12 protein-coding genes are annotated in these 13,130 nt (G+C 68.7%); 1 reads left to right on the forward strand and 11 read right to left on the reverse strand.

Features of this window, described 5'->3' with window-relative positions; translation table 11 throughout:
- Positions 1-120 precede the first annotated feature (120 nt).
- The 11 genes from IAE56_RS18150 to IAE56_RS18200 all read right to left on the reverse strand — a co-directional run bounded on the left by IAE56_RS18150 (position 121) and on the right by IAE56_RS18200 (position 12,003).
- Complete coding sequence (locus tag IAE56_RS18150; RefSeq protein WP_200753489.1) at positions 121-1,500, reverse strand: ATP-binding protein; 1,380 nt, start codon at positions 1,498-1,500, stop codon at positions 121-123.
- Complete coding sequence (locus IAE56_RS18155) at positions 1,478-2,161, reverse strand: response regulator transcription factor (protein ID WP_079222289.1); 684 nt, start codon at positions 2,159-2,161, stop codon at positions 1,478-1,480. Before IAE56_RS18155 ends, IAE56_RS18150 begins: the two co-directional genes overlap by 23 nt.
- Before the next feature lie 95 nt (positions 2,162-2,256).
- Complete coding sequence (locus tag IAE56_RS18160) at positions 2,257-4,440, reverse strand: PAS domain-containing protein (RefSeq protein WP_200753490.1); 2,184 nt, start codon at positions 4,438-4,440, stop codon at positions 2,257-2,259.
- Positions 4,441-4,647: 207 nt separating this feature from the next.
- Positions 4,648-7,035 carry a Tex family protein gene (locus IAE56_RS18165; RefSeq protein ID WP_200753491.1) on the reverse strand — a complete coding sequence of 796 codons (2,388 nt, stop codon included), beginning with the start codon at positions 7,033-7,035 and terminating at the stop codon, positions 4,648-4,650.
- Positions 7,036-7,224: 189 nt separating this feature from the next.
- The gene (locus IAE56_RS18170; RefSeq protein WP_025879252.1) at positions 7,225-7,440 is read right to left on the reverse strand and encodes a hypothetical protein; all 216 of its coding nucleotides are present in this window, start codon (positions 7,438-7,440) and stop codon (positions 7,225-7,227) included.
- Between the two features lie 616 nt (positions 7,441-8,056).
- Entirely contained in the window at positions 8,057-8,509 is a 453-nt protein-coding gene (locus tag IAE56_RS18175) for a hypothetical protein (protein ID WP_200753492.1), read from the reverse strand.
- Entirely contained in the window at positions 8,506-8,709 is a 204-nt protein-coding gene (locus IAE56_RS18180; RefSeq protein WP_200753493.1) for a PspC domain-containing protein, read from the reverse strand. Before IAE56_RS18180 ends, IAE56_RS18175 begins: the two co-directional genes overlap by 4 nt.
- 66 nt (positions 8,710-8,775) lie before the next feature.
- A complete protein-coding gene (locus IAE56_RS18185) occupies positions 8,776-9,144 on the reverse strand; it encodes a YfeK family protein (RefSeq protein WP_200753494.1) in 369 nt (122 codons plus the stop codon).
- Between the two features lie 62 nt (positions 9,145-9,206).
- Positions 9,207-10,274, reverse strand: a complete 1,068-nt coding sequence (gene phaC, locus IAE56_RS18190) for a class III poly(R)-hydroxyalkanoic acid synthase subunit PhaC (protein ID WP_200753495.1) — start codon at positions 10,272-10,274, stop codon at positions 9,207-9,209.
- 6 nt (positions 10,275-10,280) lie between these two features.
- Positions 10,281-11,366, reverse strand: coding sequence for a class III poly(R)-hydroxyalkanoic acid synthase subunit PhaE (gene phaE / locus IAE56_RS18195; protein ID WP_200753496.1), 1,086 nt, complete (start codon positions 11,364-11,366; stop codon positions 10,281-10,283).
- A 22-nt stretch (positions 11,367-11,388) separates the two neighbouring features.
- The gene (locus IAE56_RS18200) at positions 11,389-12,003 is read right to left on the reverse strand and encodes a phosphatidylcholine/phosphatidylserine synthase (protein WP_079222297.1); all 615 of its coding nucleotides are present in this window, start codon (positions 12,001-12,003) and stop codon (positions 11,389-11,391) included.
- Between the two features lie 345 nt (positions 12,004-12,348).
- Here IAE56_RS18200 and IAE56_RS18205 point away from each other — a divergent pair, with 345 nt between their 5' ends.
- Positions 12,349-12,999 carry a class I SAM-dependent methyltransferase gene (locus IAE56_RS18205; protein ID WP_200753497.1) on the forward strand — a complete coding sequence of 217 codons (651 nt, stop codon included), beginning with the start codon at positions 12,349-12,351 and terminating at the stop codon, positions 12,997-12,999.
- Positions 13,000-13,130: the final 131 nt, after the last annotated feature.

Genomic DNA, 13,130 nt, shown 5'->3' on the forward strand with positions numbered 1-13,130 from the left:
GACGTATTTACGGCGTCCCCCTCAACCGGACCCACCCCGCCATCCCACGGAATGCAAGCATTTGACGTTGAAGTGGCTTCTGCAGGTGCAGGGCTGCAGGCCCTGCAAAAGAACACACCCCTACAACACCTGCGGCCGGCACAGCAGGCTGAAACCTGCGCCACCCAGCCGCGACTCCCCCGCCGTCACCCGGAACCCGTGCAGGCCGGCAATCGCCGCCACGATCGACAACCCCAGCCCGAATCCCCCGCCCGCGCTGGCATCGGCGCGATGGAAACGCTGGAACACCAGGCTGCGCTCCGCCTCGGCAATGCCCGGGCCGGAATCCTCCACCACGATGCACGTCGCGCCCTCCTGCACCCGCGCCGCCAGCCGCACCCGGCCACCCTCCGGCGCAAAGCGGATCGCGTTGTCCAGCAGGTTGCCGATCGCCTCGAACAGCAGGCCCCGATCCCCCAGCACGCCGGGCAGATCAGCAGCCAGCTCCAGCTCCAGCCACTGCCCCTTCTCTTCAGCCAGCGGGGCGTAGAACGCATGGATCTCCTGCAGCAATGCCTCCGGCGCCAGGGTCACGAAGCCGGACCGGCGCTGGTGGTCCTCCAGCTCGGAAATGCGCAGCAGCGCGCGGAACCGCGCCATCAGCGTATCGGTCTCGTCCAGCACCTGTTCCAGCGCCAGTGCCTGCGGCTCGCCATCACCCACCTGCTGGCGCATGCGGTACAGCTGCGCGCGCAGCCGCGTCAGCGGCGTGCGCAGGTCGTGGGCGATGTTGTCGCATACCCCTTTGACCTCGGTCATCAGCTGCTCGATGCGGTCGAGCATGGCGTTGACGATCGACGCCAGCATGTCCAGCTCGTCGCGGCGGTTGGACAGCGGCAGGCGCTGGCCGAGGTTGCCGGCCACGATCCGTGCAGTCGCTTCTTCAATGGCCTGGATGCGCCGCAGGGGGCGTCTTCGCAGCAGGTGCCAGCCGAGCAGGCCCGGCACCAGGGTCAGCGATACGCCCCACAGCAGTGCATCGAGGATCAGATGGTTCACCTCGTTCAACGGCCCGCTGTAACGCACCAGCACCAGGATGCGGCCGTCGCGGGTGGGCATCGCCAGGCCGAAGCCGCGCTTGCCCTGCGCGTTGGCGTCGGTGATCGGCAGGCCCGAGACCGGGTGCGCGCTGCCATCCAGCGGCAGCTGTTTCGGCAGGGTCTTCAGCACGCCTGCCAGCGGCTGTCCCTGTGGGGTGAACAGACCGTAGGCATCGATGCCGTGCAGGTCATAGCGGCGGTTCTCGCGCAGCGCTTCGGTCAGCGCGTCGCCGCTGAAGTGCTCGAACAGGTGCGCACGCTGCAGCACCGCCGACTGCGCCAGTTCGTCCAGGTACAGCGACACGCGCCAGTACAGCACGCCCAGCAGCACGCACGACCAGGCCACGAACAGCAGGCTGTACAGCCCCAGCAGGCGGCTGCTGGACGAACGCCAGCCGTCAGACAGTTTCGCTGAGGACATAGCCACTGCCGCGCACGGTACGGATCAGCGACGGCAGGTCGGCCTGGTCGAGCTTGCGCCGCAGCCGGCCGATGTGGACGTCGATCAGGTTGGTGCCCGGGTCGAAGTGGTAGCCCCACACTTCCTCGAACAGCATCATCCGGGTCAGCACCTGCCCGGCGTTGCGCATCAGGTATTCCAGCAGCTTGAACTCGGTCGGCAGCAGGCTCAGGCTGCGGCCGCCGCGGTGGGCGGTACGTGCCAGCAGGTCCAGTTGCAGGTCGCCCACGCGCAGCACGGTCTCGTTGCTGGCCGGCTGCTGGCGGCGGCGCAGCAGTACTTCCACCCGCGCGGCCATCTCGTCGGAGGCGAACGGCTTGGTCAGGTAGTCATCGCCACCGGCGCGCAGGCCGCGCACGCGCTCGTCCACGTCGGACAGTGCGCTGAGCATCAGCACGGGGGTCTGCACGCCGATCCGGCGCAGGGTGGTGACGATGGCCAGGCCATCCAGCCCGGGCAGCATGCGGTCCAGGGTGATGGCGTCGTAGTCGCCACTGGCGGCACGGACCAGGCCTTCACGGCCGTCGGCCACCCAGTCCACCTGCAGCCCATGGTTGCCCAGTTCCGCCACGATTTCCTGGGCGGTGATGGCATCGTCCTCGATGGTCAATACGCGCGACATGGGCACCGCTGAAGTCCAGACTCGCCCATGCTCGCCAAATCGGCCGGTGCGGGCAAATGAAACATGCTTCATGCGGGCGCCCGGTACGCACCGGTTCAGCCCGCGTCGTTGTCCTCGCCGGGCAGTTCACCCAGCTCGCCCTGCACCTGCACGTTGTTGCGGCCCATGGCCTTGGCCCGGTAGCACTGGGCATCGGCCGACGCCACCGCCTCGTCCACCGTCATGCCCGCCTCCAGCGGCGCGATGCCGATGCTGGCGCCGATCCGCAGCCGCGCCGTGTCCCACGGAATGGACAGCGCGGCCAGGGTCTGCAGCAGTTCGCGGCCGATGCGCGCGGCCCGGCGCGGGCCACAGCCGGGCAGGATCACCGCGAATTCGTCGCCGCCCAGCCGCGCCACGATGTCCGAATCGCGCACGCCATGGCGCAGCACGCTGGCCACCGCCCACAGCACCGCATCACCGGCAAGGTGGCCCCAGGTGTCGTTGACCGGCTTGAAGCGGTCCAGGTCGATGAACATCAGCGAGGCCGCCTGGCCGGTGCGCTCGACGCGGGTGATCGCCTGCTGCAGGTGCGCCTCGAAGCCACGGCGGTTGCCCAGCTCGGTCAGCGGATCGATCTCGGCCAGGTGGCGTGCCTCGCGCTGGCGGGCGCGCTGCTGGGTATCGTCGCGCAGCACCCACACCGCCCCACGCACCTGGCCTTCGTCATCGCGCAGCCAGGCGCGGGTCAGGTCCACCGGCACCGTGGCCGCGCCCAGCCGCATCAGCAGGTCGGCATGCAGGTCCACCGCGTTGCTGTCCGGGTCCAGCAGCACCGCCACATCCAGCACCGAGCCGGGCGCGTACTCGGTGGTCAGCGACAGCACGTCCTGCACGTTGTGCCCGGCCAGGGCCAGCGCGTTGTCATCCGCCAGGATGCGCACGGCCGCAGCGTTGGCGTACTCGATACGCCCTTCCAGGGTCACGCTCAGCACCAGGTCGGCCACCGCATCCAGGGTGATGCGGCTGCGCTGCTCGGTTTCGTACAGGCGCTGCTCGCTGCTGCGCTGGGAAGTGACGTCCTGGATCTGCGACACGAAATGCAGCGGCTCGCCGCGCTCGTTGCGCACCAGCGAGACCGACAGGCGCGCCCAGATGGTGTTGCCATCGCGGTTGAGGTAGCGCTTTTCCAGATGGTAGTAATTGCGCCGGCCGGCCAGCAGGTCCTGCACCAGCGCCAGGTCGGTCTGCAGGTCGGCCGGATGGGTCAGACGCTGGAAATCCACCTGCAGCAGCTCTTCGCGCGGGTAGCCGAGGATCCGGCACAGCGCATTGTTGACGTCCAGCCAGCGCCCTTCCAGCGAGACCAGGGCCATGCCCAGCGCCGCCGAGGTGAACGCACCGGCAAACTTGTCCGCGGCCAGCCGCGCATCCGCACGCGCCTGCTGCATCTCGGTGATGTCGATGGCCATGCCGACGTAGCCGATGCGCTGGCCGTCGGCACCGTCCATGCGGCTGATCGACAGGCGCACCTGGCGGCGCTGGCCATCCTTGCGCAGGAAGGTCCACTGCCGTGAGAACGTGCCGCCCTGGGCCTGCGCGGCCAGTGCCTGGAAGACGGTCGGCAGGCGCCCTTCGGCATCGGCCAGCGGCGCCAGGAACACGGCGATCTCCTCAGGCTCGTGGAAAATGCCCGGGTCGACCCGGCCCACCACGTCATCGGCCGTATAGCCCAGCAGGCGCTCGGCGCCGCTGTTGAACAGGGTGATCATGCCCTGCGGGTCGGTGGCCATCACCGCCACTTCGTCGGACGCATCGACCAGCGCCTGCAGCCGCTGGCGCATTTCCGCCGCGTCCTGCCGGGCCTGCTGCAGTTCGGTCACATCATCGTGGGCGCCGGCCATCCACACCGGGCGGCCCTGCCCGTCCCGCTCGAATACGCGTCCGCGGTCGTGGATCCAGATCCAGCGGCCGTCCTTGTGGCGCATGCGCAGCAGGCACGCATAGTGGTCGGCGTGCCCGCGGAAGTGCTCCTCCAGCGCGGCATCGGAACGGGCCAGGTCATCGGGATGGACCAGCGCCTGGAACGTATCCTGGTTCACCGGCTCCAGCTCTTCCTGGCGATAGCCGACGATCTCGGCCCAGCGCGCGTTGATGCGCATCTGGCCCGTCTGCACGTTCCACTCCCAAGTGCCCGCTGCGGTGCCTTCGATGATCATCGCCAGGCGGCGGCGGTCTTCGGCCAGCTCCACCAGGCGCCGCTCGACCAGGTTGCCTTCGTTGTTGCCGGGGCCGCCCATCAGCTCTCCCTGCCCTGCGCGCAGGCGCGCGCGGGCCGCAGCGCAAGGCTGCAACCCTGATGGAAGCTGGCGGGAACGATTGGCGCCACGGCCCTCCCCGGCGACGACGGGACGGCCCGATGGCCCCCCTTGGGCGCAAGTGTGCGCACTGCGGGGGAACCTCGACAAGTCCCCCCTCGCAGGCGAGCGCCTGGAGGGGTGCCGGACTCAGCTGCGCTTGGCGCGCGCGAAGGCGTCGGCCAGGGCATTGTTGGCGGGTGGCGCCGACTGCGCCGGGCGGCCGCCATTGCCCTGCCCGCGGTTCTGGCCACGGTTCGGACCGCCGGCATCGCGGCGCGGCCCCTGCCCCTGGCCACGCTCCTCGCGCTGGCCGGGCCGGCTGGTGGACTGGCCGGGGGTGTCGTCCAGGCGCCGGGTCAGGGCGATGCGCTTGCGAGGCACGTCCACCTCCAGCACCTTCACCTTGACGATGTCGCCGGCCTTGACCACGTCGCGCGGGTCCTTGACGAAGGTGTCCGACAGCGCCGAGATGTGGATGAGGCCGTCCTGGTGCACGCCGATATCGACGAACGCACCGAAGGCCGCCACGTTGCTGACCACGCCTTCCAGCACCATGCCTTCGCGCAGATCCTTGATGTCCTCGACGCCCTCGGCGAAGCGCGCGGCCTTGAACTCCGGACGCGGATCGCGACCCGGCTTTTCCAGTTCCTTGAGGATGTCGCGCACGGTCGGCACGCCGAAGGTCGCGTCGGTGAACTGCTCGGCCTTCAGGCCTCGCAGGAAGCTGCCATCACCGATCAGCGCCTTGATCGGGCGCGCGGTGCTGGCGACGATGCGCTCGACCACCGGATAGGCTTCCGGGTGCACGGCCGAGGCATCCAGCGGCTGGTCGCCATCGGCGATGCGCAGGAAGCCGGCGCACTGCTCGAAGGTCTTCTCGCCCAGCCGCGCCACCTTCAGCAGGTCCTTGCGGCGCTTGAACGGGCCGTTGTCATCGCGGTGGCGCACGATGTTCTCGGCCACTGTCGACGACAGGCCGGACACGCGCGACAGCAGCGCGGCCGAGGCGGTGTTGACGTACACGCCGACGGCGTTCACGCAGTCCTCCACGCGCGCATCCAGTGCCCGCGCCAGGCGGTACTGGTCCACGTCGTGCTGGTATTGGCCGACACCGATCGCCTTCGGTTCGATCTTCACCAGTTCGGCCAGCGGGTCCTGCAGGCGGCGGGCGATCGACACCGCGCCACGCAGCGACACGTCCAGGCCGGGGAACTCCTTGGCCGCGAATTCGGACGCCGAGTACACCGAGGCACCGGCTTCGCTGACCACCACCTTCTGCAGCTTCGGGTTGCCGGCGGCCTTGATGGCCTCACCGGCCAGCTTGTCGGTCTCACGGCTGGCGGTGCCGTTGCCGATCGCGATCAGCTCCACGTTGTGCTTCGCACACAGCTGCTTGATCGTCTGCAGCGACTGGTCCCACTGCCGGCGCGGCTCGTGCGGGTAGATGGTCTCGGTCGCCACCAGCTTGCCGGTGGCATCGACCACGGCGATCTTGCAGCCGGTGCGGATGCCCGGGTCCAGGCCGAGCACGGTCTTCGGCCCGGCCGGTGCGGCCAGCAGCAGGTCCTTGAGGTTGTCGCCGAACACGGCGATCGCGTCGGCCTCGGCCTTCTCGCGCGCCTGGTTGAACAGGTCCAGCAGCAGGTGCGTGTGCAGCTTGGCGCGCCAGGTCAGGCGGCAGGCATCGAGCAGCCAGCGGTCGGCAGCACGGCCCTGGTCGGCAATGCCGGCCTTGCGCGCCACGCGCCCTTCGGCGTACTGGTGGCCGGCCTCGGCATCGCTGCCCGGGTCCAGTTCCAGGAACAGGATCTCTTCGCGGCGCGCACGGAAAAGCGCCAGCAGGCGGTGCGAGGGAATCTTCGCCAGCGACTCGGCGTGTTCGAAATAATCGCGGTACTTGGCGCCTTCGTTTTCCTTGCCCTCGGCCACGCGGGCGCGGATCACGCCGCCCTCGCCCAGCCAGGTGCGCAGCTCGCCGACCAGCGCGGCGTCTTCGCCCCAGCGCTCCATCAGGATCGCGCGGGCACCTTCCAGCGCGGCCTTGGTATCGGCCACGCCCTTGTCGGTGTCAACGAAGGTGGCGGCGAACACCTGCGGATCCCGGGTCGGGTCGCCCAGCAGGCCATCGGCCAGCGGCTCCAGCCCGGCCTCTCGGGCGATCTGCGCGCGGGTGCGGCGCTTGGGCTTGTACGGCAGGTACAGATCTTCCAGCCGGCTCTTGGTATCGGCGGCGAGGATGTCGTTGCGCAGTTCGTCGCTCAGCTTGCCCTGCTCGCCGATGCTGGCCAGCACGGCGGCGCGGCGGTCTTCCAGCTCGCGCAGGTAGGTCAGGCGGGTTTCCAGGTTGCGCAGCTGGGTGTCGTCCAGGCCACCGGTCACTTCCTTGCGGTAGCGGGCGATGAACGGAACGCTGGCACCCTCGTCGAGCAGGCCGACGGCGGCACGTACCTGGGCGGACTGGGCACCGATCTCGTCGGCGATGGTCTGGGCGATCTGCTGGGCGAGCGCGCTCTGGGCGTTCTTGGCGTCGTGCATTGCTTCAGGTCTGGGCCGCATTACGGGAAGGCCCCATTCTGGCAACCCACGACCAAGCGGGACAAGGCGTTGACAGGGGGCGGGATTCAGCCTCCGGCGGCCGGTCGGGACGCCGGCATCCTGGCGAGGGGGGCTGGGATGCCGGCGCGGGCGCGCGATGGTGGGCGCGCCCTGCCGCGTGTTACGGGGTCAACGGTAGTGGCGGGCGGCGCGCTGCATGACGATGTCGTCACGCAGGCTTTCCAGGGCCATCAACCGGACCTTGCCGACACCTTGCAGTTCCATGAACCGCTCGGTGTAGAACTCCGGCCCCAGCGCGGTGTCGGCGCGGGATTTGCTGAAGCCGTAGGGCACCACGCCCTTCTCGCCATCCTTGCTACCACCGACATAGAGAACAATTGCCATGTGATGTCTTCCTCCAAATTGCTACTGCGTACTGCACACGATGAGCGGTACTTGCGAGCTCATCGGGATAGAGCTTACCGCGATCAAGCTGACTGGAACGTCACGAAGGCTAATGACGATCGGTTGCATGCAGATGACTGCCCGATCACTGCAGAACGCTTACGGATCTTTAACCTCCGGCTAACAAACGGGGGTTTCCAGCCAACGGCGCAGCCCCTCATGGGTGGCGGGGGTGGGTCGACTGGCAGTCAACTGGCATTGCGAGCTGGGCCGGGCGGTTCCCGGGTGCCTCCACCCACGGAAAAGAAAAAGAAGATCAAAAGCAAAGCAGCCTGGCCGGCCGCTCTTTGCTTCCTGTAGAGCCGAGCCTTGCTCGGCTGCGAGCAAGCGCAGCGCGCGACCCGTTTCTGCTGTTCTTTTTCTTTTCCGTGGCTGGACGCCGCAGGAACGTGTCCGTGGCCGGGCAGGTGGGTTGCGCAGGGGCGTGAGCCGCATGGATGCGGCGACCGAGCTTACAGGGATGTACTTGCAGCGTCCCCTGCGCAATCCACCTGCCCGGCCAGCCCCCATGAATCACCGCACCCCAGCCACGAGGGGCTGCGCCGTTGGCTGGAAACTACGGCCACCAGCCGTGCCCGAACCGGGCGTAATGATCCGCCGCCCGCTCAAACGGGTTGCGCGCGCTCACGCCCCCGCACAGCAGGTACACCGGCAGGTACAGCGGCCCCAGCACCAGGTACTGGTACACGTGCGCCCGCTCATGGTCATCCAGCCGGATCAGCGGCTCCACGCCCCACCCCGCCTGGTGCGCATAGGTGCGGCAGGACATGCCCAGGTCGTGGCCGGTATGCAGGATGACGTTGCCCAAGGTGATCGCCCCGCCCGGCCCCCAGGGCCAGTGGTCGAAGATCAGCGCACAGTCGCGACTGCTCCAGCGCAGCTTCGCCCCGCCCAGCAGCCCGGCCAGCCCGCCGATCACCCCGATCAGCGTATTGGGCAGGGTCCAGGCCGCGCCCAGCACCTGCAGCGCGCGCAGCCAGAGCGGCCAGGGCCGGGAGGCGGCGTTCAATCGGCCTCGTTCGGGATCAGCAGCCACAGGAGCAGGTAGACCAGGATGCCGGGGAAGGCGGCCGAGCCGATCGAGACCAGCACGAATACGATCCGCACCAGGGTGGGGTTCCAGCCGAAGCGATGGGCAATGCCGCCCATCACGCCGGCGATCATCCGATCGTTCAACGAACGCGACAGCGTGCGTGGCGTGGTGTTCATGGTGGCACCTCCTCGGGAACCAGAAAGAGCGGTCGAGCGTGGCCCGACTCTACACCGCCGGTATGTCTACGGCGTGCGTTGACGCAGGGCCTGCAGGCGGGCGCCGAACCAGGCGGCGGCGGTCTGTTCAGCCTTTCCCGGGCACTGGATGCGGTAGGCCTTGCCGCTCATGCTGCTCTGGCTGGCGGCGCGCTCGATGAACTGCTCGGCGCTGTCCACCTTGTCCTTCTTCAGCAGGTAGTCGTACTTGCGCTGCAGGTGCGCACGCGCCTCGGCCGCGTCATGCCAGCTGCCATTGCGCTGGAACCGGCACTGCGAGCCATCGAGGCTGCCGATCAGTTGCGCGATCTCGCGCTGCGCCTGCGGGCCGGGGGCGGCGTGGGCGAATGGCGCTGACAGCAGTGCGGCAAGGATCAGTAGATGTCGTGATGCCATCTGGACCTCAGCAATAGTCGAGCATGGCTCGACTCTACAGGGGCAGTCGAGCAAGCTCGACTCTACCGGTCGCGGGCCTTCAGCCAGCCATCGATGGTTGCCGGTACTTCACGCTGGGCGCGCCCGGAAACGTAGATGCCGATGTGGCCACCGCGGAAACTGGACTCGGTGTAATCGTCGGTGCCCAGGCGCCCACGCATCGCGCGCGAGGCGTCGGGCGGCACCAGGTGGTCCTGCTCGGCATAGATGTTCAGCACCGGCAGCGTCACCTGCGACAGGTCGACCGCTTCCTCGCCGATCCGCACCGTACCGTTCACCAGCCCGTTGCCCTGGTAGAACTGCTTGATGAAGTCACGGAACGCCTCGCCTGCCAGGTCCGGCGAATCGAAGATCCACTTCTCCATGCGCAGGAAATCCTCCAGCGCCGCCTTGTCGTCGAGGATGTCGAGCAGGCCCACGTACTTCTGCACGTTCAGCCGGAACGGCTTGAGCATCAGGTAGCTGGCATTCATCAGGTCGGCCGGGATGTTGCCCAGCGTGTCCACCAGCAGGTCCACGTCCACCTGCCGCGCCCAGTGCGAGAGCATGTTGTCGGCGGTGTGGAAATCGACCGGGGTGACCATGGTGATCAGGCTGCCCAGCTTCTGCCGGCGCAGCGCGGCATAGCACAGGGCGAACACGCCGCCCTGGCAGATGCCCAGCATGTCGACCGGCCCACCGCTGCGCGTGCGCAGCGCATCCACTGCGCCATCGATGTAGCGCAGCAGGTAGTCCTCCAGCGTCTGGAAGCGCTCGGAGCGGTCCGGGTAGCCCCAGTCCAGCACGTACACGTCCTGGCCCAGCGCCAGCAGCTTCTGCACCAGCGAACGGTCGGCCTGCAGGTCGACCATGTACGGCCGGTTCACCAGCGCGTAGACGATCAGCAGCGGTGGCCTGCGGGTCGGCGCCTGCTCGCCCACGAAGCGGTACAGCACCACCTTGCCGTCGCGCCAGACTTCCTCGCGGGCAGTGGCGCCATAGTCCACGTCCTCCACCTGCGGCAGCAGCTTCAGCCCTTCCATCAGCTTGCGCTGCATGGCCAGGGTTTCCTGCATCAGGTCATCGGCGTTGAAGCCCAGCGGTCCTTTCATCGGTTGTTATTTCCGCGCAGTGGTGCGGCGTGCGGCGGGCTTCGCCGGAGCTTTCTTGGTAGCGGCCTTTTTGCCAGCCGGCTTCGGCGCGGCGGATTTCTTCGCCGGCGCGGCCTTCTTCGCGGGCTTGCGTGCGGCCGGCTTCACCTTGGCCGGCGCCGGCTGTGCCACCGGGTCGACCTCGGCGGTCCCGGCCAGCACGGCCACCTGCGCCTGCAGGCGGCGCAGGCAGCGCTCCAGCTCGGCGATGCGTCGGTGGGCGGCATCCATCTCGCTGCGCGTGGGCAGGCCGATGCGCTCGCTCACCTGCTCGACCTCGCGCTGCAGGCTGGCACGCAGGCGCATCTGTGCGTTGCCCAGCGAGGCGTAGACCTGCTGGAACGCCTCGGACAGGGCGACCTTGGCGTAGGCCTCTTCGGCCACCTCGATCCACAGGTCGAACATCGCCCGCGCACTGGTCAGCTGGCTGCCCGGTTGCTCGTGCTCGGCCAGGCGCTTTTCGAACAGGTCGAAGGCCTCTTCCAGCGCCTGCTTGATCTGGTCCACGTAGGCGCGCGAATGCTGCTGGTATTCCTCCTGCGCGCGCAGCAGGGTCTGCCAGCGCGCCTGGTGCTCTCGGCCGGGCCCGAAGGCCGGGCTCTGCAGCCACGGGCCGGCCTGTACCTGCCACTGCTGCAGCCATGCGGCAAATTCGGGCAGCGCGGCACCCGCCTGGGTGCTGCCACGTGCGCCCTGCAGCATCCACTGCAGCATGCCGTCACCCTGCCCCTGCACGGCTTCGCGCCAGGCCTGGGCCACGTCGGCGCTGCTGGCATCGCGGCCGGCGAAGCGCGCGGCCACTTCCTGCATCGTGCCGTACCAGCTGCCGGCCTGCTCGCGGAAGCGGCGCAGCGCATCTTCCGGCGCGCCCTGCCCCTGTTCGGGCAGCAGCTGGCCCCACCAGTCGAACAGGCGCTGCCAGCTGCCCGGGTCGTCGCCGGCCGGTGCCCCCGGCGTAGCGGCATGGCGCAGGGCATCGCCCCAGGCGCCGAAGTACTGGCGGGACAGGTTCTCGAAATCGCTGCTGCCGGCGTCGTGGGCCGAGCTGGTCATCGCGGGCCTCCGCTGGGCTGGGTCATGGCTTGGGAATGTGCAGGGTCTTGCTGATCATCAGCGAGCCGGACAGGGCGAACAGCAGCACCATCGGGTGCAGCTGCCACGGGCCGAGCTGCCACTGGCCGAACCAGAGGTCATGGCCGATGGCATCGGTGCCGGCGGCAATGGCCAGCACGATCACCAGCGCCAGGCTGGTTGGAATGGGCGTGCCCTCGAAGTATTTGACCTTGCCCTCTTCCCCAGACATCGCCTCGGCGGTGACGTTGTAGCGGGCCAGGCGGCTGACGCCGCAGCAGACGAAGTAGCTCAGCACCAGCCAGTCCCAGCCGCCCTGCATGCCGCAGGCATAGGCCAGCGCCGCCGGGGCCACGCCGAAGGAGATCACATCCGACAGCGAATCGAGCTCGCGGCCCAGGGTGGAGCTGGACTTGCGCCAGCGCGCGATGCGGCCGTCGAGGGCATCGAAGATGAAGGCCAGCGGGATCAGCGCCATGCCGAACATCAGGTAGCCGCGCTCGCCGTCCTGCAGGAAGCGCATGGCGGCAAACACCGCCCCGGTGCCGCAGAAGGCGTTGGCCAGGGTGAACCAGTCCGCCAGTTGGAACTCACGCAGCATCGAGAAATGACGTTTCATGGGGTCTCACGGGGCATCAAGGCAGACAGGGTACCGCGAGCGCCGCTACCGGTGACAGCGTTGGCATCGACCGGCCTTCACACGTCCGTCACCCCTCATCACCGGCGGTGAATTTTTCGCCACCCATCTTGACACCCTAGGGGGGTGGAGCCTGTCGCGGCTTATCCACAAAGTTGCCCACGCGTAATCCACACCCCCTGTGGACAACCTGGTCTCAGGGACTGCGACGCTGGCCATTTGCTGATCACCTCGACGCGGGGTTTTCCTACTTCCCAATCCACCGACCCGGCGCTATGGTCACCGGCGGACCCGCCGACGCCACGTCCGATTCCTTCTTCATGGACGTTGTCGATGCTGGACGCACGCACCCTGGCCGCGCAGTTGCGGCACCCCCACGGCGAGGCCGCTCTGGCCGTGGGCGAATCGATGAACCGCAGCAACGGCGAGCTCAACCGCGCCGCCATCACCCTGCTGGCGGTGGCGCCGGGCGAACAGGTGCTGGAGATCGGCCCGGGCAATGCGGCCTTCGCGCCGCTGCTGCTGCAGGCGGAGGACAGCCGGTATCTGGGCATCGAGCTGTCCACGGCGATGGTCGACGCCGGCAACCAGCATCTGGCCGGTGTTGGCCTGGCCGATCGCGCCGCCCTGCGCCACGGCGATGCCCACGCGCTGCCGGTGGCCGATGCTTCGGTGGACGCCGCACTGGCGGTCAACACGCTGTATTTCTGGCCGAACCTGGCCCCGGTGCTGGACGAACTGGCGCGCGTGCTCTGCCGCGGTGGCCGCCTGTGCCTGGCCTTCGGCGATGCAGGCTTCATGCGCAGCCTGCCGTTCGCGGCCGATTTCCAGCTGCATGAGCTCGATGCCGTGGAGCTGGCGCTGCGGGTGGCCGGCTTCAACGTCTCGGCCTGGCGCAGCCACCTCGAGACGGCCACCGGCAACGACGGGCAGTCGCGCGACAAGCATTTCCACCTGTTGCTGGCGCATCGGCGCTGAGCGACCCCGCCGCGCTGAAAATCCGCCGGGCATGGCCCGGCGCTACCTGAAGGGGGCCGACCGACGATCCGCCGGGGGGGGGGGGGCGGGCGCGCGGGGGGGGGGGGGGGGGGGGGGGGGGGGGGGGGGGG

Origin of the sequence: Stenotrophomonas sp. S41 (assembly GCF_016624625.1) — a bacterium.
Lineage (GTDB): Bacteria > Pseudomonadota > Gammaproteobacteria > Xanthomonadales > Xanthomonadaceae > Stenotrophomonas.